The sequence below is a fragment of the Pleurocapsa sp. PCC 7319 genome (assembly GCF_000332195.1).
GTDB lineage: Bacteria > Cyanobacteriota > Cyanobacteriia > Cyanobacteriales > Xenococcaceae > Waterburya.
Map to the genome: position 1 here is coordinate 6,109,097 of NZ_KB235922.1, position 25,941 is coordinate 6,135,037.

Annotated in this window: 20 protein-coding genes and 1 pseudogene; 14 read left to right on the forward strand and 7 right to left on the reverse strand. The window is 36.4% G+C overall.

Going from position 1 to position 25,941, the window contains the following annotated elements; all coding sequences use genetic code 11:
* The first annotated feature begins 479 nt into the window (after positions 1–479).
* The 6 genes from PLEUR7319_RS0131735 to PLEUR7319_RS37375 all read left to right on the forward strand — a co-directional run bounded on the left by PLEUR7319_RS0131735 (position 480) and on the right by PLEUR7319_RS37375 (position 9,625).
* Positions 480–1,961, forward strand: coding sequence for a sugar transferase (locus PLEUR7319_RS0131735; RefSeq protein ID WP_019509278.1), 1,482 nt, complete (start codon positions 480–482; stop codon positions 1,959–1,961).
* Positions 1,962–2,027: 66 nt separating this feature from the next.
* Positions 2,028–4,214, forward strand: coding sequence for a polysaccharide biosynthesis tyrosine autokinase (locus tag PLEUR7319_RS0131740; protein ID WP_019509279.1), 2,187 nt, complete (start codon positions 2,028–2,030; stop codon positions 4,212–4,214).
* Positions 4,215–4,598: 384 nt separating this feature from the next.
* A complete protein-coding gene (locus tag PLEUR7319_RS37370) occupies positions 4,599–5,861 on the forward strand; it encodes an O-antigen ligase (RefSeq protein WP_019509280.1) in 1,263 nt (420 codons plus the stop codon).
* Between the two features lie 69 nt (positions 5,862–5,930).
* Positions 5,931–7,136: an oligosaccharide flippase family protein gene (locus PLEUR7319_RS0131750; RefSeq protein ID WP_158441901.1), complete on the forward strand. Its 1,206-nt coding sequence runs from the start codon at positions 5,931–5,933 to the stop codon at positions 7,134–7,136.
* A 48-nt stretch (positions 7,137–7,184) separates the two neighbouring features.
* The gene (locus PLEUR7319_RS0131755) at positions 7,185–8,426 is read left to right on the forward strand and encodes an endo-1,4-beta-xylanase (RefSeq protein WP_026102911.1); all 1,242 of its coding nucleotides are present in this window, start codon (positions 7,185–7,187) and stop codon (positions 8,424–8,426) included.
* A 419-nt stretch (positions 8,427–8,845) separates the two neighbouring features.
* Positions 8,846–9,625, forward strand: a complete 780-nt coding sequence (locus PLEUR7319_RS37375; protein ID WP_019509283.1) for a hypothetical protein — start codon at positions 8,846–8,848, stop codon at positions 9,623–9,625.
* A 37-nt stretch (positions 9,626–9,662) separates the two neighbouring features.
* On the opposite strand, the gene PLEUR7319_RS0131765 is transcribed toward PLEUR7319_RS37375, so the two are convergent.
* A complete protein-coding gene (locus PLEUR7319_RS0131765) occupies positions 9,663–10,694 on the reverse strand; it encodes a hypothetical protein (protein WP_019509284.1) in 1,032 nt (343 codons plus the stop codon).
* Positions 10,695–11,086: 392 nt separating this feature from the next.
* Between PLEUR7319_RS0131765 and PLEUR7319_RS0131770 the strand changes: the two genes are divergently transcribed.
* Positions 11,087–12,067, forward strand: a complete 981-nt coding sequence (locus tag PLEUR7319_RS0131770; RefSeq protein ID WP_019509285.1) for a glycosyltransferase — start codon at positions 11,087–11,089, stop codon at positions 12,065–12,067.
* Between the two features lie 60 nt (positions 12,068–12,127).
* On the opposite strand, the gene PLEUR7319_RS0131775 is transcribed toward PLEUR7319_RS0131770, so the two are convergent.
* Positions 12,128–13,303 carry a hypothetical protein gene (locus PLEUR7319_RS0131775; RefSeq protein WP_019509286.1) on the reverse strand — a complete coding sequence of 392 codons (1,176 nt, stop codon included), beginning with the start codon at positions 13,301–13,303 and terminating at the stop codon, positions 12,128–12,130.
* Positions 13,304–13,929: 626 nt separating this feature from the next.
* Here PLEUR7319_RS0131775 and PLEUR7319_RS0131780 point away from each other — a divergent pair.
* Positions 13,930–14,997 (forward strand): NAD-dependent epimerase/dehydratase family protein, encoded by a 1,068-nt coding sequence (locus tag PLEUR7319_RS0131780; RefSeq protein ID WP_019509287.1) that lies wholly within the window; start codon positions 13,930–13,932, stop codon positions 14,995–14,997.
* Positions 14,994–15,800, forward strand: coding sequence for a WecB/TagA/CpsF family glycosyltransferase (locus PLEUR7319_RS0131785; protein WP_019509288.1), 807 nt, complete (start codon positions 14,994–14,996; stop codon positions 15,798–15,800). The genes PLEUR7319_RS0131780 and PLEUR7319_RS0131785 overlap by 4 nt, the downstream gene beginning before the upstream one ends.
* 79 nt (positions 15,801–15,879) lie before the next feature.
* Here PLEUR7319_RS0131785 and PLEUR7319_RS37380 read toward each other — a convergent pair whose 3' ends face one another.
* The 5 genes and pseudogenes from PLEUR7319_RS37380 to PLEUR7319_RS0131800 all read right to left on the reverse strand — a co-directional run bounded on the left by PLEUR7319_RS37380 (position 15,880) and on the right by PLEUR7319_RS0131800 (position 19,827).
* Positions 15,880–16,893 (reverse strand): acyltransferase family protein, encoded by a 1,014-nt coding sequence (locus PLEUR7319_RS37380; protein ID WP_019509289.1) that lies wholly within the window; start codon positions 16,891–16,893, stop codon positions 15,880–15,882.
* A 25-nt stretch (positions 16,894–16,918) separates the two neighbouring features.
* A pseudogene (locus PLEUR7319_RS39785) lies at positions 16,919–17,110 on the reverse strand (DUF4277 domain-containing protein); the annotation flags it as partial.
* Between the two features lie 166 nt (positions 17,111–17,276).
* Positions 17,277–17,366 (reverse strand): DUF4277 domain-containing protein, encoded by a 90-nt coding sequence (locus PLEUR7319_RS43000; RefSeq protein WP_237743651.1) that lies wholly within the window; start codon positions 17,364–17,366, stop codon positions 17,277–17,279.
* Between the two features lie 185 nt (positions 17,367–17,551).
* Positions 17,552–18,910, reverse strand: coding sequence for a rod shape-determining protein RodA (rodA, locus tag PLEUR7319_RS0131795; protein ID WP_019509290.1), 1,359 nt, complete (start codon positions 18,908–18,910; stop codon positions 17,552–17,554).
* A 281-nt stretch (positions 18,911–19,191) separates the two neighbouring features.
* Entirely contained in the window at positions 19,192–19,827 is a 636-nt protein-coding gene (locus PLEUR7319_RS0131800; protein WP_019509291.1) for a molybdenum cofactor guanylyltransferase, read from the reverse strand.
* An 81-nt stretch (positions 19,828–19,908) separates the two neighbouring features.
* Here PLEUR7319_RS0131800 and PLEUR7319_RS37390 point away from each other — a divergent pair, with 81 nt between their 5' ends.
* The 5 genes from PLEUR7319_RS37390 (at position 19,909) to PLEUR7319_RS0131825 (ending at position 25,891) form a co-directional block, all read left to right on the forward strand.
* Positions 19,909–20,265 carry a hypothetical protein gene (locus tag PLEUR7319_RS37390; protein WP_202804271.1) on the forward strand — a complete coding sequence of 119 codons (357 nt, stop codon included), beginning with the start codon at positions 19,909–19,911 and terminating at the stop codon, positions 20,263–20,265.
* Positions 20,266–20,587: 322 nt separating this feature from the next.
* Entirely contained in the window at positions 20,588–22,120 is a 1,533-nt protein-coding gene (locus tag PLEUR7319_RS0131810; protein WP_026102913.1) for an LCP family protein, read from the forward strand.
* Positions 22,121–22,213: 93 nt separating this feature from the next.
* Entirely contained in the window at positions 22,214–24,307 is a 2,094-nt protein-coding gene (gene recJ / locus PLEUR7319_RS0131815) for a single-stranded-DNA-specific exonuclease RecJ (protein WP_019509294.1), read from the forward strand.
* A 138-nt stretch (positions 24,308–24,445) separates the two neighbouring features.
* Positions 24,446–24,835: a DUF6464 family protein gene (locus tag PLEUR7319_RS0131820; RefSeq protein WP_019509295.1), complete on the forward strand. Its 390-nt coding sequence runs from the start codon at positions 24,446–24,448 to the stop codon at positions 24,833–24,835.
* A gap of 171 nt (positions 24,836–25,006) precedes the next feature.
* Positions 25,007–25,891 (forward strand): branched-chain amino acid ABC transporter permease, encoded by an 885-nt coding sequence (locus tag PLEUR7319_RS0131825; protein ID WP_019509296.1) that lies wholly within the window; start codon positions 25,007–25,009, stop codon positions 25,889–25,891.
* The last annotated feature ends 50 nt before the right edge of the window (positions 25,892–25,941 follow it).

Here is a 25,941-nt window from a genome sequence, read left to right on the forward strand (position 1 = left end):
ACCTGCAAGAAAATAATTATTGAAAGTTGCTTGAATTTGTTTCTTGCAATAGTTCTTGATTGCACTAAGTTTATGAGAATGAAAAAACCAACTTCAGTATTTCTGCTGGATTTAACCAAAATTTAATACTCCTAGTAAGTTCTCTTTTGCCGAAAAATCTACTACGTATTCTTTGTTGCACCTTACATATTTTCTACTAAAGTTTTTTACCTTTTTCTGTATATTCAATGAAGTTCACATGAAGAGATTGACAGTTTGGTAAACCTAGGTTATACATTAATTTATACCTTAAGTGATATTACGTAAATAACAATACTTAGTTATTATTAACTAGATATTTATTAATATTTTTTAAAGCCGAGAAATAATTACTATCAAGTTTTTTACCAGCTCGGTTAATTGTCAAGAGTGGTGAGTGATAATCCTTGGATTCAAGCATTCTCAATTCTGAACTCAAAAACTAAATCAAAAGGCAAGTTATGTTAGACAAGTTTTCCAGTCCTCCGGACTATACAGTAGATAAAGGTTATTTATCTAATGAGATAGCTAAAGGTAGAGACCTCAGATCTCCAGGTCAGCTGAAGTTGGCCGAAAAAGAGTTGTCTTACAGACTGAAAGTAGTTATTTTGCTGATGCTAGACAGCCTAGCACTTTGGTTTAGTTGGTCTAACGCCGATGTTTTCAATTCGCGGATGTTGAGTGTAGATGCAGTTGAACTAGGACTGGGAATCAACAGTTTGTTTCTAACTGTACTGATTTTCATGATCTTTCTTTTTTCGGTTAGCGATTTATATCGCAGAGGAGATAAAAGTAGAAGTATTTACAGTTCCGTTAAGGCAGTATTTCTAGCCCATTTAGCTATTGTCCCGATAGTGCTGAGATTTTATGAAGTTGATATTCTCTATCAACTTGCTATTGTAACTTTGGTGACAATGGTGTTGATTTCTTTACAACGTCTAACCTTAAACTGGATTTGGGCTTACATACGTCAAAAACATTTCCCCTTAAGACAAAAAATACTTTTGATTGGTAATCAAAAAGAATTAGAAAGATCTAAATGTCTTTTAGAAAGCAGTGAAGTTTTTCAAATTGCTGGTCAGCTCAACTTATCTGACTTTGAAGATGATGAATCTTTGAATTTAGCTTTAGATAGGATTAACCATAAAGAATTAGATGAAGTTTTTATCTGCTCCTGGGAAGCAGTTCAAGGAGCAGCCAGCTTATACTGGAAACTTAGAACTATAGGTGTTAATTGGCGAATTATACCAATAAACATTCAACTGCCAGAAAGACAAGTTGAAATGGCCACTATCTTGGGAGTACCGACGATTAGATTTAGCAATTCGGCAATCGTCGGTATGGATTTTTTCAGCAAGCGTATTTTTGATGTGTTTGTTTCTCTAATTTTATTGATGGTTATTGGTATACCAATGCTGATAATCGCAGTTCTAATTAAACTGGATTCTCCAGGACCCATTTTATATAAACAAACTCGAGTTGGTCTCAATGGGAACTACTTTGAAATCTGTAAGTTTCGTACTATGGTCGAAAATGCCAGTGAATTGCAAAAACAGTTAGAAGAACAAAACGAGATTCAGGGGGGGATCCTCTTCAAAATCAAGGAAGACCCTCGTATTACTAAGGTTGGCAAGTATCTACGCCGTTATAGTCTTGATGAACTGCCTCAATTATTCAATGTTTTGCGAGGTGAAATGAGCTTGGTTGGACCTCGTCCTCTACCGGTAAGAGATGTGGCTAAGTTTGATGACAACCATTTTTTCCGTCAAGAAGTATTACCAGGTATTACTGGCTTGTGGCAGGTTAGCGGTCGTTCTGATACGGGTTCAGATGGTGTTTTTAATTTAGATTTTGAATATATCAAGAATTGGTCTTTAACACTTGATTTCAAGATTCTGCTGCAAACGGTTCAAGTCGTTTTTGGTGCCAAAGGAGCCTACTAAGCTAAATACATAACAATCAAAATTCAGGATAAATAATTAAATATTTCAAATATATTATTAAAATTTATGGATTCTAACTTGCACTTAGAAGAATATATAGACTTTGGAAGATATTGGCAAGTTTTAAGACGGCGTTGGATACCAGCTACAGCAACTTTTGCCGGTATACTTGCCCTGTCATTAGTTGCCGCTTTAGCTTCTGAGGATGTTTATCAGGCCGAGGCTCAGTTATTAATTAAACCAGATCGAACTTCCAAGCTAATTGGTCTGGAAAATGGCTCCGAAGAAATCAAGGGGTTAACGCAAGACAAAGATCCTGTGGAAACAGAAGCGAAAATTCTTCAGTCCCGCTCAACCGTCGTCAAGTTAATTAGAGAACTAGGTCTTAAGGATGATGATGGCGAACCCCTTACATATAAGGATGTAGCTAAACATCTCAATGCCGAGCCAATTATAGGTACAGATTTATTACAGATTACTTTTAGCGACCCCGATCCAGAGGTGGCTGTATCTTTTGTCAAACGAGCTTTAGAACTGTATTCAGAGGGAAATACTCTCTATAGTCGTAGTGAGACTGTAGCTGCACGAAATTTTATTTCTAAGCAGCTGCCTAAAGCAGAAGCTACTGTCAAAGAGGCTGAAGCTAATTTGCGTCAGTTTAAAAATCGGAATCGTACTGCTAATTTAGTCGAAGAGACCACGACAACAATTGATTCGATCGCTACAGTTGCCAATCAAATCGATCAAACTGAAGCCGAATTGAAGGCTGTTAATGCTCGATACAGTAAGTTAACAAGTCAATTAGGCATGACCTGGCAAGAAGCTTCGGCAGTTAGTTCTCTTAGTCAATCTCTAGGGGTACAACGAGTATTTTCCCAGCTTCAGGATGTTAATGTAGCGATCGCACAAAAAAGAGGTTATTTGTCTGATAATGCGCCTCAAATTGTGAGGCTAAAACAAGAACAGGCAGATTTAACTGCTCTTCTAGAAGAACAGATCGCCAATACTTTGGGCGAACGGGGTCGAAATTTAGCTAACAAGGTAAACATATTGAGTTTGGGAGAATTAGAGCGCTCCCAACTAGCTGACTTTGCTGACTTAGGACTACGCAAAGAAGGATTAGAGGAAAAATTAGCATCTCTCAAAAATACCTATGCTGCGTATCAGGAAAAATCTGATAATTTACCACAATTACAGGAGCAGCAAAGAGAGCTACAGCGTCAAGTTGATGCGGCACAATCAACTTATGAGACATTGTTAGGCAAGTTGAGAGAAGCAGAAATCGCCGAACAGAGAAACGTGGGGAAAGTTCGTATCGTATCTGATGCTGCCATAGCAGAAGATCCCGTTAATCCTGATGGAAAGGTAATCGTGGCAGCAGGAGCTATGATGGGAGCCTTATTTGGGATGGCATTGGCTTTTATACTTGACCTCAAGGACAATACTATCAAGAACACTCAAGAAGTGGAAAGCATGTTTGCCTATCCTCTACACGGTATAGTGCCTAATCTGAATTTAACTGGCGATAGTAAACAGATGCGGCTTCCTGGAAGTGGCACAGCAAACTTACCGGAGCAAATAATTTCCGATGTATCAATGATTCCTTTGAAAGAAGCATATCAGAATATCCAGGTCAATCTGAAGCTTTTAGATGCTGATGCCAAAAAACAAGTTATTGCCATTACAAGTTCAGTTCCTCAAGAAGGTAAATCTTCCGTATCAGCTAATTTAGCTATATCAAGGGCTCAATGTGGTCAGAAAATTTTGCTGATTGACGCAGATATGCGGCGACCGACTCAACATAATATTTGGGAAATTCCCAATCAAGTAGGTTTAAGTAACGTTCTCAATCAAAAAATTAAATGGGAAGATAGTATTCAAAATGTAATGCCGAATCTGGATGTTTTAACTGCTGGTTCAATCTCAGATAATCCCATTGCTTTGCTGGATTCCTCCTTCATAAAAGCATTTATCGATAATGTATCAAAGCATTACGACCAAGTGATTTTTGATACCCCCCCTATAATTGGTATTGCAGATACTAAAATGATCGGCAGACTGGTAGATGGCTTTCTGTTTGTAGTACGTCCTGGAGTTGCCGATTATGGCAGTGCAACAGCAGCGAAGAAAATGTTGGATAGCACTGGACAAAAAGTATTAGGGGTAATTGTTAATGGAGCAGATATGAATAGAGAGCCATACTATTACAACAGTTATTATTATGCCAAAGATAATCTTGAAACAGCTAATTAAAAGCTGCTGAGTTTTAGTCGTAGCACTATGTTATTTAGGATATACCTTCTTACTTTTTTATTCATCTCTGTTAGCAGTTAATAATCTAAAATTAAACCTAAATTCTAAAATTCCAAACTGATTAGATTTTATGTATTAAAAGTAATTATCAGAAATAGTTTTTTAATAAAAATTAGTTTATAATTGTTCGTTTTTAGATATCTTCTATCAGCGTAATTTACCAATAATTTAATAATAGGATAGTAGAAAAGCTTATTTACTGTTGAATAGTATTTACATCGAAAATCAAAAAAACATCAGCGGTTTTCGTCGCGAAGGTTGAGCTTTTTTAACAACTCCTCGTAAACCAATGATTAAAACGTATTTTTTGATTAATTTAGTCTTATGAAATTAGCAATTCGCCCTTTTGAATATATATTTGCAGTAATATCATTAATACTTTTTTCACAAGGCTTTTATACCGTAATTATAGGTGCTGAAAGTTTTCAGTCGGGAGAAGATATAGACAGCATAATACTTCGTGTTGCCTTTTTATTAATCTATTTTCTGACTTTTTGTTTAATAATTCTTCGTTGGCAGAGAACATTAGCTTTTCTGGGAACCAATGTATGGCTATTATTTTTAGTTGGGTTAGCAATTGCTTCAATTACGTGGTCTTCTATTCCAGATGTTACCTTAAGAAAGGTCATTGCTTTAATTGGTACAACTTTATTTGGATTATATTTAGCTTCTGGTTTTAATTTTGAACAACAGTTGAAAATATATGGTTGGACTTTTGGTATATCTATATTTTTTAGCTTTGTATTTGCCATAGCTCTACCAGAATACGGCATAATGAACACAGAAGCTATTGTGGGCGCTTGGCGTGGAATTTATCCCCACAAGAATGGTTTGGGTGAAAGTATGTTTGCCAGCTTTCTATCTTTTTACTTATTATCTATTTCCACTTCCAACAAAAAGCATCAGTTATTGTTTCAAATCTGCTCTCTACTGTCGGTAATCTTAATTTTTTTCGGGGAATCTGCTACAGCTTTAATAAGTGCTGTATTTATTTTTTTGACAGCTCAGGGATTAAAGCCACTATCATTAAGATCTAAAAAAAATGTCTTGTTTATTTTGCTGTTTTTAATCCTTACTGCTCTACTAATCTTCCTGATTATGATCAATTTTAATGCATTTTTAATAGCCAATGACAAAGATACTACATTGTCAGGAAGAACTATTTTGTGGGATTCATTGTGGCATTTCATTCAACAAAAACCATGGTTGGGTTATGGTTATGGCACTTTTTTTTCTGGTTTAAGCAGAGAAGCAAATTTATTATGGCAAGAACATGACTGGTCTCCAGTACATGCCCACAATGGGTACATTCAACTCTGGTTACAATTTGGAATAGTCGGATTATCCGCATTTACTATTGGATATATGGGGTGTTTATTTAATTCACTATTTCAATATTTAGTATTTAAAGAGCCTAAAATGCTCTGGGGATTTTTATTTTTACTTTATACTGTTTTCCTGAATTTAACGGAAGTATCTTTTTTTGGTTCCAACAGTATTATCTGGATTCTATCCTTAGTTTCAATATATTCAATGAAAATAAAAACTAGGAAAATAAAAACACAAGTAGTAAAATCTACCAGTTAATTCATGACCAAAAAAAGGTTTAATTCAATTTTTGGTAATTTATCCAAGAATAAAATACTAAGAAACTCTTTGACAATTTTTCAATCTTTTATTCTAAGGTTAGTTATCCAAGGAATATACTTTGTAATATTGGCCCGCACTTTCGCTCCAGAAAAATATGGAGCTTACGTGGGAATAGTTGCCATAGTTTCAATTTTTATACCCTTTGCTAGTTGGGGTAGTGAAAAAGTCTTAATCCAAAATGTCTCACGCAATAGAAGGTTATTTCAGGAATACTGGGGAGCTGCAATTCTCAAAACACTTATTTTCGGCTCGATATTTACTAGCATAATTCTAATAATATATAGCTTTATTTCAATCCCCAATATTTCTATTTATGTTGTGTTTTTTATAGCCTTAGCAAATTTAATTTTTCTCAGGCTAAATGATGCAGTTAGAGATAGTTTTATTGCAGTTGGACTTTTAAACTACACTGCAAAAACTATTCTTTTAGTTTCTCTGAATAGGTTTATGGCATCTCTGTCATTCATAGCTTTCTTTGACAATCCGAGTATACTCACTTGGTCGATACTATACTTTTTGGCAACATTTGCTTCTGCCATAATATCTACAATAATACTCGTCAAGCAGGTAAGTTATCCTAAATTTGAGCTCTCAAAAGTAAAGCAAGATTTACTACTAGGTTTTTCTTTTGCTGTCGGTATTTCCGCACAAAATATTTATAACGACTTAGATAAATCAATGCTGGCCAAGTTATCTACATTAGAGGCGACGGGAATCTACGGAGCAGCATATCATGTATTAAATGTAACCTTGACTCCGATTCAGTCATTAATGTTAGCATCCTTTAGAAATTTCTTTCAAAAAGGCGCTTCCGGAATAAAAGGCAGTTTTGAACTATGTAAAAAATTGCTACCTATGTCTTTAGCTTATTCTTTGTTGGCAATCTTAGGAATAGTAATATTTGCTCCTTTATTACCCAAAATATTAGGCTCTGAGTATGGAGATTCAGCGCTCGCCCTAATGTGGCTTTCGCCGACAATTTTTTTCCGGACTATGCATGGTTTTGCAGCAGATACTCTGACTGGAGCAAATTATCAAAGCGTCAGAAGTGTGACTCAAGTATTGGTAGCAATTATTAATGGTTTATTAAACTTTTTGTTAATTCCTACTTTTGCCTGGCATGGAGCGATTTGGGCAACAATTACTTCTGAATTCCTCTTGATGGTTTTTTTGTGGGGCGCAGTTTATAAATATTCTAAACAATCTGCTTAACATCATACTTTTACATGCACTTATTGAGCTTAAAAATAGAATAATTGTATGAGCAAAAAACACAATAGAAGGGGAAGACGTTCATTTTTACTGGGATTGGGCGGTTTTAGTGCTATATCTTGCGCTAATAGATTTAAATCTTCGTCAATGCCAAAACGAGAATCCCATCAAGATTTCAGTAGTTTAACCCCAGAAATTAAAAACGGAAGGGTCACTAGTTTACGTAATCTAGCAGAATCTAAAGGGCTTATATATGGTGGATTTACCCAGAGAGATTCTGCAGAATTGCCTATAGACGAAAAGTTTCAGAGAATTTTTGTTAGAGAATATGGACTTGTAGTCGGTGGTTTTTTCGGGGTGACAGTTGGTCCCTTTGAAAATAATAGTTATGATTTTCAACAAACTGATGCTTATTTCAATTTTGCTAGGGAAAATGACTTAGTTTTTCGCGGTCATCCTCTAATTTGGAATGAATTTAATTCACCTTGGTTAATCGATAAATTTAAAGCGTCTGATACTACCTCTGCCGAAATTGACAAAATTTTTGTTACTCATATTACGACACTTGCTCAACGCCATGCGGGAAAGGTACATTCCTGGGATGTAGTGAATGAAGCGATTAAAGTTGAAGATGGTCGCAGTGACAAGCTGAAAGACCCTACTATAAGTGGTGTTAGAGGCGAAAAATACCCTACTTGGCTTAACTTTTTGGGTCCAAACTATATTGAAAGAGCTTTTCGTATTGCTGCTGAAGCCGATTCTCACGCCATCTTAACCTATAACGATAATGGGCTAGTGTATAGTAACCCATATGGCAATAGTTATGAGGAGAAACGTAGAAGAGCAGTATTGAATTTGTTAGAAAAACTCTTGGCAAAAGGAACTCCAATTCATGCCCTAGGCATTCAAAGTCATTTAGATGGTCATCGTAATCGAGAATTTGATCGACAAAAGTTCAGAAAATTCCTCAGTGATGTTGCCAGTATGGGGTTAGAAATTATTATTTCTGAATTAGATGTCAGTGACGAACAACTTCCACTAGATATTGTTACTCGCGATCGCCTGGTGGCAGAAGCATATTACGACTACCTCTCCGTAGTACTTGATGAACCGGCAGTTAAGACTGTGATTAACTGGGGTCTGAGCGATCGCTATACTTGGTTAAGTGATTTTGCTCCCAGACTAGATGGAGCTGAGGTACGTCCATTATTGTTAGATAAGAGATATTTACGCAAACCAGCTTGGAAAGCAGTAGCAAAAGCTTTGAAAGAGGCTCCTAGTAGAACCTAAACTCAGCAAAATAATTGATGTTTAGAGGCTCGGGACTAAATGTCTTTACACTAAAGTCATACTAAATCAGATTGATCAAGGTAACAATTATTTTTCTGACTACATGCGGCGCTTGTCCTCGAATGGGGAAACCGCCCTAAAGGACATTGTGCCCTTGTGGTATACCGCTTCGCATAAATCGCCTTTGTGACCTAAAAAACAGAGGAATCACCTATACAAAAAGTATTTAGTATCACAAGTCAAAAGCTCTATCGAACGAGGTTTTGCATAGGTATTTAAATGTAAATTATATAAAGTTAAGATTTAGTCTTAATAAAGTTATCAAAAAATTAAGTAAAGTTTGATAAAGTTATTGGAGGGTTAAGTAAAGATTAAAAAAATAATATAATATTCTCAAGTATCAGAACAACCAAATATCTATGAGATCTAAGCGATCTAATGATTTTTCACGCCAATTTTTGGTGCCTACATATAATTTATCACCATCAAAAGTTACTAAATTTTTACTTTTGATTATCTTTTTCTTAATATTTTTTAATCTGGGAGAAAGAGTAATTGTTTATTGGTTAAATGCTAACTATGACAATCAGTTTATTTCTCACTATTTTAATTTTGATCAAGAATCAAACTTTCCTTCTTTGTATTCAGCCTTAACTCTAGGATTTTGTAGCTATCTCTTGGCTCTGATTGCTGTGTTCAAAAAAAGTAGCCAGGCGATCTATGCGAAACATTGGAAAGCATTATCTTGGATATTTTTATTTTTAGCGATAGATGAGGCTTGTAGTATTCATGAGCTATCAATCCCAATTTTACGAAACGCTATCAATGCTAAAGGGATATTTTATTTCACTTGGGTAATACCAGGATTTTTCTTAGTAGTACTTTTTCTAATCACATTTAGAAAATTTATCCAAAGTTTGCCTATGAAAATAAAAATCATATTTATATCGGCTGGTGCTATTTATGTTACTGGTGCCTTGGGTATGGAGCTAGTGGGAGGATATCTCGCTGATAGTTCAGGATACAATACAGTGTATGGAATTGCCACTACTCTTGAAGAATTACTAGAAATGTTCGGTATAGTAATTTTTATTCATGGGTTACTAACCTATATTCAATCTCAATTAACAGAATTACACTTTTCCTTATCTTTTCACCGACCAAAAAAAAAAAATATTCAGACTCCTAAGTACAAATAGCAATTTTCCATTCCAGCATTTGCTCTGGCTATAAAATCTACTGGCTAACAGTCTGTAAAAAGTTGGGTAAAAATTTTTCAGGAGCCAGAAACTGATTATAAGCAGCACGATTTCCCATTTTCATTTCTAGCAACTCTTGCTCAGTTGTTTGTTCAAAATGCTCCAGGATTAAATCTCCTATTTTTTCCAGAGAGTTAACTGGAACTTTTAATATGTGTAGTTTTTCTTCATAAGGAATTACAACATCGGTATCAATTATTACTGGTATACGCCCAGCATTCAAAGTCATATATAAGCGTCCTGAATAATTACCAGTACCTCTAATACATAGAGTATAGTCACATTTATTCATATTATCTACAAATAAATTTTCTAAAAAAATTCGATTGGAATCATCTTCAAAGTAATAACTTTTATGAGGATCACTAATATTAAAATGACTATCTATTCGACTATCTGATGATAGTAATGCAATTGCAGTATCTCTTAGTTGAAGACTCATTCCTTCTCGAAGTCTAATATCGATTTGACGTGCTATTTTCCCTTGAGATAAAACTAATTTAGATATCTTATTAGGCAAAAAAATTTTACCCAAACTAGATAATTTACCAATAGAAGATATAGTTCCACAAAAACCAACAGCTGGTTTTTTTCCTTTAGGAAGTATCTTGAGAGTATCCAGCCTAATTTTAGTGCGATAATTACTCCAAAAAGGACATTCAGTTTCAAATGTTTTTTTTAAACTTTTATATAAACCACAACGCAATATACTAGCTGTTGGTATATCCAACAAAACATCTGAGTCGCTTGTTCCATCAATAACTAAAGGTCTATTATATTTATCCGCTTCCATAGCAGCATCAAACACTGAATTATCAAAAACTAAAGTTTCTGGATTAAAAGCTTTTTGGGGATAAATAGCTATGTGGCAATTTTGAATCGAGTTGACCTCTGTATAGTTTGTTTGAGTTATGAATTTATCAAATATTTTATCCCTATTTTTTGGTCTAAGTGACCATAAGAGTTCGACGCGAGTATTATCAGGTGCATTGAAAGTATAGATTTTCACCGGTTATTATAGATTTCCGATTGTCGGACCAAAAAAACAGACTCATAAAATAGATGAGTAGATAAAAGTATAATAATTTGCATTACATTATTAATACAAAATAAATAATGTAATGCATTTAAAATTATACTTTGCTTAATCATCTTGATTGTCAAACTAATATTAAACTTATATTTAGCCTAATAATTAAAGTTAAAGCTTCAGTATTTTGAACTTATTAAATCACTAATAAAAATGGTAACATACAAATATTAAAAACCTGAAAATTAGCTATCCGTAAAATTACAAGTTCAAGACAAGATGGCTTGCAATCGCATGCTTGTAAGGTCAATTTTACTATCTCATTTTTAACGCTTAGAGTAACTGACAATTTCAACTCAATATATTGAAGAATGCTTAACAATACACAAGCCAAGAAATCCTCTGGTTTATTTTTAGTCTGGAAAAACTATCAACGACGACCAGAAGTTCTCGCTTCTCTAATTAATTGTCAACTAAAATTTATTCCTCATCTATTTAGAAGTAAATATCTGCGACCGTTAGATTATCTAATTAAATTGGTAGTTAGTATCAAAGATATTAGGCAAATAAAGCCTGATTTTGTAGTTGCTCAGTGTCCACCTACCTTTAGTGCTTTGCCTCCTTGGTTAACGAAAACTCCCTATGTAATTGATGCTCATAATCCTCTGTTTCAGGTAAAAATGTGGCAAAGTTTGCCTTTGAGCAAAACCCTACTTCAAAATGCTCAGGCAATAATTGTACATAATACAGAAATGTTTCAGTCGGTTAAAAATATTTATCCCTCAGTTCCATTGTTTACCATTTCTGATCCCATTGAGTTTATTGAACCGATTAAATTACAGAAACGTTCAGAAAAACAGATTTTAGTTATTGCTTCCTTCGATCCCTGGGATGAACCTGTGGATTTATTAATTGAGATTATGAAAGAGTTAGCAGAGTACAATTTTATTGTGACTGCTGACATCAACAAACTTGCTCCTGAAACAGCTACAGTTCTCAAAGAATTAGACAATGTTCAACTCACTGGTTTTTTAGCAACAGAAGAGTATCATCAGGTATTATGCTCTAGTCTGGCATCTCTTGTATTAACAACTAGTGAGGCTACCCAGCCCAGCGGTGCCTGCGAAGCTTTATCTTCTAATACACAATTAATTATTAGCAAAACATCTCTGACTGAGAAACTATTCGGTGAGTGGGCAGTATTAGTGGAAAATTCTTCTGAATCAATTGTCAAGGCTATTAGATCGTTAACACCGAAAACATTAGATTTGGCTTCATGTCGTAGCCGATGGAATTCCCTAGTCCAGCAAGAAATCGCGCAACTTGTTGAACTTGTAGACTCTAAAAAGTAAGAGAGCCAATACCGAATTCTGCTGGAGTAGGTTATAAAAATAGACAACTAAAACTTAAACTTATACTAATCTTGGATACAGGCTTGTCGGCGAATAACGAAGGGATAACTCTTGGGCAGATGCTTTTAATTGTTTTAGTAGCTGAGGTTCGTCTAAAACTTGTTGAATAAGTTTAATTAGATGGGGATAATCCTCAAAAAATAATGTACATTCCTGAAATTCCGAAGAAACATTATATTCTCGAGGTAATAATCCTGGTTTAGCTGCTCTCAACATATTAAAGATCATGCCGGACTCTTTGGTTTTGCCATAAACTTCAGTGCTATTCTTGCTAATAAATTGATTATTGAGCAATAAATCGCAATTGGCGATCGCCTTGTCAAATTCTTCACCGTAGACAAATGAATCATGATAAATAACTTGATAACCTGAATCGATTAGACTCGATATTGCAGCCCCCATTTCCTTTTGCTCACGCTCGGTAACATAGCCTAGTAAATAAACATCTATGCGATCGCGTAAGACCTCAGAATTTTGTTGCAAGGCTTGAAAAAATCCCAAGTAATCGCGTTTAGCCTGGGTGATCACCCCTGGTATACAAATTCTCAAAACCTGGTTTGATTGAGAAGTATCTTCCATTCCTTCGTAAATAGCAAAAGGAAATACTGTTATCGGCGATTTACAGGAATACTCTTCTAATGCTTCTTTTTGCCCTTCACTATGAACTATGAGCTTTAGATTATAGTTTTGATCAAACTTTGCTAACATTTTCTTCCTCATGGGTCGATAGATCAGATAATCAACAAATGCACGGGCAATGATGCGTGAGTACTGACGATTTTGATCCTTGTTTTTCAGACTAGGAATTAACGTGTTGATAGCTCTTTTAAAATCGTCGTTATACCATTCTTCAACCTGATGTACGTGAAAAAAAACGTCTTTAGTTTGCGGTTTGAACTGAGCGAACTCAAGATAGTTATCAAAAATAGTACAAATATGTATACGATCAAAAGCTACATTTTCGGCCTCATTGAGTAGTTTTTTTAACGACTGACCTTCTTCTAGAACTATTAAACTGGCGTTTTTCGGCAACCCGTTTTCATTCAAAGCCTTTTCAATTGAAGGTAAGGTATAAACAATGATTTCGTTATTGGGATCGCTAGCATAAGTTTTGATAAGACCGTTAACTGCTGAGTAATGGTTAGGTTCACTAACTTCAAATATTCCAATAAGCATAATAATAAAATTTTAACTAAATGTCTGTGTAATATAAAAAAATATTCTAGTTTATCTTACTCGTCCAAAATCTGGACAATAAATAAATTTTCGAAATGTACCTCTTCCCTTAATGTAGAACAATTTATATTTAACGAGTAAATAATTAAAATATGTCATCAATTGGAGAGAAAGATGATTTTTTAAGCCATTTTAACGAGATAAGAAGAGAAAAAGCATTCTCAATAGTTGTGCTAAAAAGACTTTTCTACGATAGAGCAGATCGCAAGATAGTATAAACACAAAGGTTTCCAAAAGTCTATTTCTAGAACAATCACGGGCAAAAGAGATCAGGACTTAGTTGGACTTATCTCTTTTCTAAAGTGACGAGCTGGTAACTTCAAACTTAGAGATTATATCATCTTTATATTTTTCTGATTATTGATATTTTTATCATGAAGTTCATTGATTGACTATCGACATCTTGACGAGTTTCATAGTAATATGTCATCCATTATGTAGTGAATATACTTAGTAAAAAATACAGAGAAATTTAACTAAAATGTTCTCAACTGAGAATTTTTAGGCTGAATTCGTGCAATTAATCTTGGAAACACATTAGATAAAAAGTTAGAAGAAAGTCAAGTATGGGTATAGCAATTATCACTGGTTCGGCTGGTTTGATTGGCTCGGAAGCAGTGAGGTTTTTCAGTAGCCTAGGTATGGAAGTTGTTGGTATTGACAACGATATGCGGAAGTTTTTTTTTGGAGAGGAAGCCTCAACCAAGTGGAATCGCCAAAGATTAGAAAAAGAAGTTGATAATTATCAACACCGCGAAGTAGATATAAGAGACTACGAGAAAATTAAGGATATTTTTCAGCATTACGGCAAGGATATTTCCTTAATAATTCATACTGCTGCTCAACCTTCTCATGATTGGGCGGCTAGCGATCCTTTTTCTGACTTTACTGTTAATGCTAACGGGACACTCAATCTTTTACAAGCAACTCGTGAGTATTGTCCCGATGCAGTGTTTATTTTTACATCTACAAATAAGGTATATGGTGACTTACCAAATTTTCTGCCTTTAATTGAGTTAGAGAAACGCTGGGAAATAGATTCTAGCCACCAATACTACGGTGGAATAGCCGAGGATATGAGTATCGACCAGTGTAAACACTCCCTTTTTGGTGCTTCTAAAGTTGCTGCTGATGTCTTAGTTCAAGAGTATGGACGCTATTTTGGCATCAGAACTGGCTCGTTTAGAGGTGGTTGCCTGACCGGTCCAAATCACTCTGGAACTGAGCTTCACGGTTTTCTTGCCTATCTTGTCAAATGTACAGCCACTGGCAAACCATATACGATTTATGGCTACAAAGGAAAGCAAGTCCGCGATAACATTCATTCTTCAGATTTGATTGCTGCTTTTTACGAGTTTTACAAAAATCCCCGTATCGCCGAAGTGTACAACATTGGTGGTGGACGAGAGAGTAACTGTTCCATGCTAGAAGCGATCGAAATAGCACAAGAACTCTCAGGTAGAAAGCTGGATTACTCTTACACAGACGATAATCGCAGTGGAGATCATATTTGGTATATCAGTGATCTCACTAAGTTCAAATCTCATTATCCAGATTGGTCACTCAAATACAACATCCAACAGATATTGTCTGAGATTTACGAAAGTGGTGTCACAAGGTGGAGTGAGAAATGATTAACCAAGGAAAATATTCTATTTTAGGAATTAATATCAATGCGGTAGATTATGATTTTGCAGTATCAAAAATTACCGATGCCGCCAGAAGTAAAAGAGCCTGCTCTGTGAGTGCCTTAGCAGTACACGGTGTGATGACTGGATTTTTCGACTCAGTTCATGCCAGGCGCTTGAATGGTTTAGACTTGGTAGTTCCTGATGGGCAACCCGTACGTTGGGCATTGTCTTGGTTATACAAAAAACGTCTGCCAGATCGTGTGTATGGTCCTAATCTGACTCTTAAAGTAGCCGAATCTCTGACTAAAGAGGGTTTAAGTATTTATCTTTATGGCAGTACGACAGAAACCCTCGAAAAATTTGCTCGTAACTTAGCACAATCTTACCCTGAGCTAAAGATTGCTGGGATGGAAGCTTCTAAGTTTAGAAAGCTCTCAGAGCAAGAGCGATCGCAATTAGTGAAGCGTATTAAAGCTTCAGGTGCTAATGCAGTCTTTCTAGGTTTAGGTTGTCCCAGACAAGAAACATGGGCTTATGAGTATCGCGATTTGCTCAACATACCTATTTTAGCCGTTGGTGCGGCTTTCGACTTCCATGCTGGGACTTTACCTCAAGCACCAAAATGGATGCAAGATCTAGGGTTAGAGTGGGTATTTCGCTTTGTTCAAGAACCTAAGAGACTATGGCAACGATATACCATTCTTAATCCTCTTTATCTTTGGCATATTTTTCAACAATATTTAGGATTAAGAAAATTTGTACCAACTTTGCCCAATGGCAAAGAAAAAATTGAGTCTTATGGTTAGACTCATGAGATTGCATTGGATAAATTTTTCAATGCGATCTCGTAATTTCCATAATTACATATCCGTAGTACCCCGCTTTCTAATTTAGCTTCAATCTAATCCTTTCCAAGGGACCAAAAAATATTCCTAATAATACAGTTATTACTATTGCTAAGAACCACAAAAAATATATTGACAGGTTGATTTTTGAACTAATTATATACACAGTCGTATATCCTACCCCCTGCCATAAATAGATTGAATAGCCATTTACAATAAAGGGTTTAAACCAAGTAGAAGAAGCTAAAAATTCAATTTTTTTAGGATTTAGATAAGAAAAAACAAGTAGGAATAATGACAGCCAAATAAAGCTAAATACAAAAAACAACCAATTTGGTGGGAATTTGTTTGATTGCATATTTAGTGTAACTGGCAAAAAAAATTTACTTAATACGAGTACAAAAATCCCTGATATACCCAATACTATACATTGACTACGTTTGATTTTGAGATGATTTGTCAAAATATAACCCAAATAAGCCCAAAATAAATAAAAAATTGTTGTAATCAATCCACTTGCGGTTTCTGGAATTAGTGACATGGTTGAGATAATAATGCATAATCCCATACTCGTAAGCCATAGAGGTGTCTTTAAGGGATAGAATTTCGTTACAATCGGGAGAAGAAATGTGACCTTCAAAAAGGGTCCAATGAACCATAAATGCATATTTAACATTCCAAATGAATACCCTTCTCCAAAGGGGGGAGTGAGCCAGGCTAGAATGATTGCCGTTATATCAGCCGAAGATTCTTTAATATCTTGCAGCACAACTATAAACAAGCAAAATGTAGCATAAGTCAAGTATGGTATTAGGATTCTAGAGCTTCTGCTAATCACAAATAAAATGTAATTCTTAGTATTCAAAACGAATCCCGATTTTTTTTCAAATAGTCCGTAGGCATAACCTGAAATAACAAAAATTAAAGGCATTTCGAAGAGCAATAGTGAACCATATGAGTGCGGTATAATGTCTAGCCAAAATACACCATGTATAATGGTAACGATATAAAACATCAATGCGGCTCTTGCTATATCTATGCTCTTGTTTCTCATTTTTTCCCGATTCTAGAGTGATTAGTCCTTGATTTGATAAACTATCCAAAGCTCTTCCGATTCGGTCATCGTTCAAATGTTCTGGTTTAATCATTTCTCCCAGAAAATGTACGGTTGCTTTGCCGATAAAGAATTCTCCGAACAGGTACAGAGGTGCGCTAACAAAGCCCAATCCAGTAAGAATCATGGCTTTTACTACTTGACCTGTGCTAATTATTAGACTTGTTGTGAAATAAAGTTTAAAACTGCTGAAAAGCTTACCAGATAAGGCTTAAAGATATTGGTGGTCAAAAACCGTTGGATGCTTTGATTGATAAGGGTTTGAAGCATTTTTTAAGCTTAATTCGCAACGAGTCTATTTATTAGGAATGTTGTTTTATTTTTTATTTATCTATTTCTTCAACTAATCCTATCTGGTCAAGAATTCCCGCTACTATATCTACATGGTCTAAGTTTTTGACTGGGATATCCATTCAGAGGTTATTTAAACTCTTCATATTAATATCCTACCTTTCTTTCCCAATCTACTAAATGTCGACCTTGAGTAGTATGTCGCAGCGCATTCGTCACAAACGGCAATTTAAAGAATTGGTTGGTGACATTTTAATTAGGCTAAATCATGAAATTAGTAATAATTGGTAAAAAAGAAATTTTTCTTTTAATATGATTTTCTTTTCTTGTTTTCTCGGTGATTAGCTACCGACTCTACTAAACCAATCCCAATAAAACAAGATAGTAACGAAGAGCGTCCGTAACTCATCCAAGGTAAAGGAATGCCAGTAATTGGTGCTAGCCCAATAGTCATACTAATATTAATTATGGTTTGAAAAGCAATAATTGCTAAAATTCCGATCGCCAACAATGAGCCAAAGTTATCTTTAGCCGTAGAAGCAACCCAAATTAAGCGCATACATATCAACCAAAATACTGCCAACAGTAAAATACTGCCAATGAAACCAAACTCTTCTCCCACAGCAGAAAAAATAAAATCAGTATGCTGCTCTGGAATAAAATTAAGTTGAGTTTGTGTTCCCTGATGCCATCCTTGTCCCCAAAGTTTGCCGGCACCGATCGCTATTCGCGATTGAATAAGATGATATCCACCGCCTAAAGGATCTTGTTCGGGGTCGAGAAACATAATTAACCGTGCTTTTTGATAATCCTTAAGCAGTCCCCAAAAAAAGTTGCCCAATTCTACTGCACCCAGGTTGAGTGCGATCGCACTTAGAGTAGAAACTATCTTGACAGGCAAAGTAAGCCAGGCAATCCCAGCTATAAGTAAAACCCAAAAAAGCCAACCAGGAAGATATAAATGATACAAGATAGCGGAAAATAAGGGCGAAATCATCAAAACCAACCAGCCAGCTTTCGCATTTGCCCAATAAAGCATCGTTATAACTATCACCCCAAACACTAACGAAGTACCTAAATCTGGCTGCAAAAACACCAACATCCAGGGAACAATTGTAATTACTAGGGTTCTAACCACTGTCTTCAAATTAGCCCCATCTTGATTGTGTAGCAGTGCTGCCAAAGTAATTACTATGCCGATTTTAGCGAACTCTGAAGGCTGAATATTAAACCCGGCTACCGTAATCCATCGCTGCGCTCCTTTGGCTGATACTCCTGTAAAAGTTACGGCAATTAAAGAAAGATTAGTTAAAGCATAAATAAGCCAATGCCATCGCAACAATGACTGATAACGCCAACGAGATATGATGAGTACTATTATTAGACCCAGTACACCAATTGTCCAATGTTGATAACTATAGCTGTGCCTTTCAGCCAATTCGGTGCTGTAGATGGTAAAACCGCCAAAAGTTGTCAACCCGATTACTAATAAGAGTAAAATCCAGTCTAGCTGCTTCCATGAAGCAAGAAAAAATAGTATATACTGTCCCAAAAATTTTAGCTGAAACTTAGGTCTAGTATGTCTTCTAGATTGGGAACGAGATTTGACCACTTTATTATTAAAGGTATTAAAGAGAAAAATAAATATATTGCGTTCATAATTCATGTGGATAACAGTGGTAAATATAGAAATATTTAATTAAATAGTTGTCCCATGAGAAAAAAATATTACTCCTGATTCTATCGACTATTTTAAGTTTGGCAAGTTCGACTGTCTCGACTGACGTTTCCGCTCAAACAAAATCAATTCACCATGGTTATTTAAATAAATAACCTCAAGCTGATATCAAAACTTAAGAAGTAGAGGATTTGATCGACAGCAACTCAAACAGCTAAAAACCGAAATTATTAACCAAGCCTTAAACGAAAGAGGGCAATAGAAAATTATTAGTTACTTCCTTCTTCATCTTTCATGTTTTGAATTTTTATTACTTCCCAGTCTTCGGGGGTGTTGCAGTTAAATAGACAACTGCGATCGTTTACTGACAATTCTCGGACAGAATAGTTCGCTAACCAAGATTGAAAAGATTGTCCCCCTTGAGCTAGATATGCTTCTAGTAGGGGTAAACAGTCTCGACGGTAAAAACCACATAAAGGCTCCCAACCTTTAGTCTGACGGGGTAACAAGGCTATTTCTGTGGGTAATACTGTTGCCAAAGCTAATGACCACTGTTTTACTTGAGACGAGGATAATCGAGGTAGATCGCAAGCAAGTAATAATACCCACTCGGTCTCAACTAATTGTAATCCCTGAGTAAATCCGATCAAAGGCGTATTAGACTGGGCATCTAAGACTAGCTGTTCTTTAACTAGTTGACATCCTGGGGGCAAAATAGTCTGATATTTTCCAGTCCAAGGTGTAACTACATAAACACGATCTGCACAATCACGGGCAATAAGACTAGTTCGCGCTAGTAACGTATTTTTACCTATAGTTAGTAAGGCTTTATCTTGTCCCATGCGAGAACTTTTGCCCCCAGCTAAGACAATAGCTGAAATCTTCTCTTTAATTGATTTTGTCATCAGTTCTTAATTTATAACTTAACCAATAAAATGATTATGCACAATCAATATAATTACTCAAATCAAACAGAGAAATATCTTATGCTCTGGATTTATTTACTACCAATTGTTGGGGTAATTCCGGCAATCTGGACTCTCTATCTATCTCAGAAAGATAGAGAAACTAGAAAGACTGACTCAGAAAAAAGGCACTTAACACAACTTAGTAACCAAGCTAATTATGAACGGCAAAAAGTAAGTCGCTGGTCCGTAACGCTAATTTTGGTTTGGTTAAGTTCCTATTGCTTACTTTCTCTGGGAGCAGCAAACACTTCTGGGATAATCGCTTTCCGTTTACTTTATACTAATGCCATCTTAACTACAGGATATTTTGTCACCTGTACAGTTTTAATGTTTAATTTGCACAAAAGAAATCTATTTCCAGCAGATAAAGACTGAGCAACACGATAGAACGATAAATAGTTGAACATCTATAATTTTTGTTCGTCATTTACTCTAACTGCCATTACTCTAATGGAGAAGCTAAAATCGAAAAGCTAAAATTGAAAAGCGAATTTTGAGTATGAATAACTAAAATAAGCTATCAATCAAACCTTGTGAGTTAGTACTTAGTTAATAATGTGCTTTTGAGTAATTTTCATCTAAGTATTTTTTCTAGCAAATAACTGTTAATATTGATCGAATTACATTTTTGTATATAAATATCTTAAATATTTGTTTAAGAAAGATAATTTATATTTATTTAGCGTGAGGGTATCCAGTGTCACTGAGAAAAGCTTATCAATCGAATCCTTCGGGTAGACAACCGACCATCAAAGTTAACTCTAGCGTCACCTATCGCAGCAATAATCACAGGAAGAAATTGAATAAAGGAAGAGCAATTCTAGTGGGACTGGCTTTAGCGACTGTTTCTCTGATGTCAGCAGGTGTAGGAGCATTCTTGGCCGTAGCTCTGTCCAATGCTTCACCTTTACAGCAAGCAGAATTAAGTACTGAAGAACAAAAAGTCTTCAATAAAGAAGACACTGTCACTGCTAAAAATTTGAATTTACCAGAATTATCCCGCCCCGTAAATATTCTAGTTTTAGGCATCAAAGTAATTAGCTCCGATCTCGAACGCAGGGGAATTGAATATAAAAAACAGGATGTTGGTTATCATCACTTAGTAAACTCTTTTGAAGGCTTGAGTGACAGTATGTTGCTCTTAAGGTTCGATCCTAAAAGAGAAAAACTGTCGGTACTTTCCATTCCTCGAGATACCCGTGTTTACCTTGAAGGGTATGGAGTCGAAAAAATCAACCGTGCCAATGAATATGGTGGTCCGGCCTTAACTGCTGCTGCAACTAGCGAGTTATTGGGGGGCATTAACATTGATCGCTATGTTCGAGTCAATGTTCAAGGAGTGGAAAAACTCATTGATGCTTTGGGAGGTGTGACGGTAAACGTCCCGAAAGACATGAAGTATAACGATTTTAGTCAACATCTTTATGTCGATCTCAAGAAAGGAGTTCAGCATCTTGATGGTGATAAAGCCATGCAATTTCTACGTTTTCGCTACGATAACCTAGGTGATATTGGTAGAGTACAGCGTCAACAAATGTTAATGCGGTCTGCCGTAGAACAAACTCTTAAACCAGCTACGGTAGTTAGAATTCCCAAGATACTTTCGGTGATTCAATCTCACTTGGATACTAATTTAACTGTGAGAGAACTAATGGCTTTGTCTAATTTTGCCTCTAAGATTGACCGTTCTCAGGTCAAAATGACAATGCTACCAGGTGACTTTAATAGTGGCGATGAACCGATTAGCTATTGGCTCCCCAATTATGATGCCATTAATAAGTTAATGAGCAAACATTTTAATCGACCTCAATCTCTAGAGCAGTATGCGATCGCTAGTAGTCAATCTCCAACTTTAGAAGGTCAATCTTCGGTTCAATCTCCTCGTCTGAGAATTTCGGTGCAAGACAGTACAGGAGATCAACAAGTCCTGCAGTCAGCTTTGGATGCCTTAAGAGAAGCTGGTTATCGAAGAGTTGTGGCGAGCAAAAATTGGCAAGATCCTTTATCTACCACCAGAATAATTGCTCAGTCTGGAGATGATGACGCTGCCGAGGAAGTACGTTCAGTTTTAGGTGTAGGCGAAGTTCTGGTAGAAAGTACTGGAGTGCTAAATTCTGATATTACGGTACAAATTGGTCGAGATTGGGAACAGCAAATTCAGCAGCTAATCGAATCTGAATCTCTATCAAATGAGTTCGAATCAGAATTGGAAGGCAATTTTTACAATTGATCGTTATTTTTCTGGCGAAATTTGCTTTCCCAAGGATTTTTAACTAACTTAGGTTAGACTTTTTAGGTTAAGTAAAGCAAATCAGATTCAATAATGAGCGATCGCCAAACCCACTTAGAGAGTAATCGCCCTGTACGCAAACGCTTTCCCAATCAAAGATGGCAAATTGCCACCGCCCAACCTCAAGCAGCATCGGAGTTAAGTGCCTCTACTGGATTTTTACCGTTGGTTAATCAGGTCATGATTAATCGTGGCATCGCTACTTCAGATCTAGCCCAGATTTACATTGAACCAGAAACCGAAGAATTACCCTCTCCTCTAGAAGAGTTTCCAGACCTAGAAGATAGCGTAGAGTTACTCAAGCAGGCGATCGCTGATTCTGAACAGATTGCCATCTGTGGCGATTATGATGCTGACGGCATGACGAGTACAGCTTTATTATTACGTGCCTTAAAGCATTTAGGAGCCAAGGTAGACTATGCCATCCCTAGTCGCATGAAAGATGGCTATGGCATCAATAAGCGCATTGTGGAAGAATTTGCCGCCAATGGAGTAGGTTTAATTCTTACGGTAGATAACGGTATTTCTGCTTACGATCCCATTGCCAGAGCTGTAGAATTAGGCTTGAGCGTCATTATTACCGATCACCACGACTTACCGGAAAATTTACCTCCAGCAGATGCCATACTTAATCCTAAGTTATTACCCGATAGTTCTCCCTATAAGGGACTTGCTGGAGTTGGAGTGGCCTATATTCTGGCGATCGCCACAGCTAAAAGTCTGGGAAAATTAAAAGGTTTAACCAATCCCATCTTGGAACTATTTACCCTAGGTACTATAGCCGATCTTGCTCCATTGGTGGGAGTAAATCGTCGTTGGCTCAAGAGGGGTTTACGGGCATTGCCTAATTCTCAATTAGTAGGCATTCAAGCTTTGATGCAGGTAGCAGGAATTGATGAAGCACAAAAACAACTCAAGCCTGACGATATTGGCTTTAGGTTAGGTCCCAGAATCAATGCCGTAGGGCGCATTGGCGATCCACAAATGGTCATTGAATTATTGACTACTGATGAACCAGGGATAGCTTTAGAAAGAGCAATGCAGTGCGAGCAAATTAATCAACAACGTCGTCAACTATGTGAACAAATTGAACAAGAGGCGATCGCTCTGGTGGAATCCACTCCCATTCCTTGGCAACAAGAGCGAGTTTTAGTAGTGGTAGCAGCGGGGTGGCATCATGGAGTAATTGGAATTGTGGCATCACGATTAGTCGAGCGTTATGGTGTTCCCGTGTTTATCGGGACTTATGAATCAGAGGATGGTCATTCAGCCAGTACAATTCGCGGCTCTGCTAGAAGTATTGATGAATTTAATGTCTTTGATGCCCTCAACTATTGCCGCGATTTATTAGGTAAATATGGTGGTCATCGGGCAGCAGGGGGCTTTAGTTTTCCTGCTCAAAATTTGCCACAAGTAAAACAAAGATTGAGTGAGTTTGCTTATCAATGTCTCGAAGTAGAACATTTAAAACCTCTAGTTAAAATTGATGCTCAGGCAAGTTTAAAACAAATCAATTTCCAATTATATGAACAACTAGAAAGTCTACAACCTTGGGGAATTGGCAATAGCACACCTGTTTTTTGGACACCTAATGTACGGGTAATTGAGCAAAAAATCATTGGCAAAAACCATTTAAAACTGACTTTACAGGATGACAATTCCCAGTGTCAGATTAAAGCTCTGGCTTGGCGGTGGGGAGAATATTTCCGTTTGCCAGAACATTTAGATATTGCTTACAAATTAAAAGAAAATCATTGGCAGGGAAATACTAGCATCGAACTAGAACTAGTGGGAGTCCGTCTGACTCCAGCAAAAGGCAATCGTAATATTGCCTCCTTAAATAAAAGAATGCCTCACAACGATACCAAGAGTCAAAAAGCGGTATTTACCCATAGCGGCAGAATTTATGTCTGTAGTCTGCAACAATCTCTCCAAGAACTGAGAATCAGAAACGATCGCGGTCATGTCTTAGCCGTTAACCAGGGCGATCGCCTTGGCTTATTAGGTAAAACTAGAGAAGAAGCTAAACAAGTCAATGTGACTCAACCCCCCTATTTTCAACTAATTAAAGCTGCTTTAGCTGCAATTGAGGATGAGCAGAAAGCATCAAAAGGCAAAACAAATTAATATTCGTACCGCATTGACAGAAGCTAACATGAAAAATAATTAATTATTTTAAAGCTGGTTTTGCAGAGATAATAAGTGCTAGATTGCTAACATTGCTAATAATAAGCCCCTCACCTATTCCTCTTTATCTAGCTAAATATGACTAACTTTTTGTCTGATTTTGTCATCAAGCTAGCTCTTATCCTCTTATTGAGTAGTTTGCCTTCTTTAGTTTATTTACTTATTTTTCGCCAAGCTAAAGCTCGTTGGCAAATGAGGTTAAGACGCGCTCAAATTTTAACTACTTTGCACCAGAGAGACCTCTTGCACAACGACCGATACAGGGAAAGCTCACTGGGCAGTGGCTTTGTCCATCGCGTTCGAGATGATTCTTCTTTGGGCAGTTATCGTCGACCAGTAACTAAATATTATATTGGAGATACTACCTGTATTAACAACGCTCATTCTCCCTATCTCCGCTGCGCAATCAACCCCAGCGGACCTTGTGATGAATGTCCCCATTATGAAAAACATCTACCTAAAACTTAATTCCCTTAATCAACAAATAATTAGCTCCAGCTAGATGTTGAAAAATACCACCAGATTGAGCAGTAACTAGCAGTAACTAATAGATAATTGAGATTGCCAGTTGTTTACTTGCCACTACTGTTATATTGGCTCTATTTACTGTTTAATAAAGTGGAATTACTTCACAATAGAATGTGGTTATTAATCTCTCAATTAAATTTCGATTTCGATCCTCAACTTATCTTTAATGGCATCGCCATCGGTAGTATTTTAGCTTTAGCTGCCATTGGTTTAACCCTTACCTACGGCATCCTCAATCTTTCTAACTTTGCTCATGGAGACTTTATGACTCTGGGAGCCTATCTAACTTGGCTGGCTAATACTAGTGGCTTAAATATCTGGTTAGCAATGAGCTTGGGAGCAGTGGGGACAATTATTGCCATGCTAATTGCGGAATATTTACTTTGGAAGCCGATGCGCGATCGCCGCGCCAATGATACTACTTTAATTATTATTTCTATTGGACTAGCTTTATTTATCCGTAATGGTATTTTATTGCTCTTTGGCGGTAGTAATCAGCTTTATGAATTACCTGTAGTCGCAGCATTACAATTCGGCGACCTGCGTATTGCTTATTATCGTCTCATAGTCATCGGATTAGCAATCGCTGCTATAGTTATTTTACATTTGATTCTGCAAAATACTAAAATCGGTAAGGCAATGCGAGCTGTTGCTGACAATATTGATTTAGCTAGGGTGTCTGGAATTAATGTCGAACGGGTTGTCCTCTGGACTTGGATAATTACGGGAGTGTTAACTGCCTTTGCTGGTGGAATGTATGGCTTGATTGCGGTAGTACGTCCCAATATGGGGTGGTTTCTCATTTTACCCATGTTTGCTGCGGTAATTTTAGGCGGCATCGGCAATCCTTATGGAGCCATTGTTGGTGCTTTTATTATTGGCATTGCCCAAGAATTAAGTGTTCCCATTTTGGGTCCAGAATATAAGCTGGGAGTAGCTTTAGCAATTATGGTAATTATTTTGTTAGTACGTCCTCAAGGATTATTTAAAGGATAATAGATAAAATATTTTGCCTATTTACTATTTACTAGATAGCAACCAAGTTT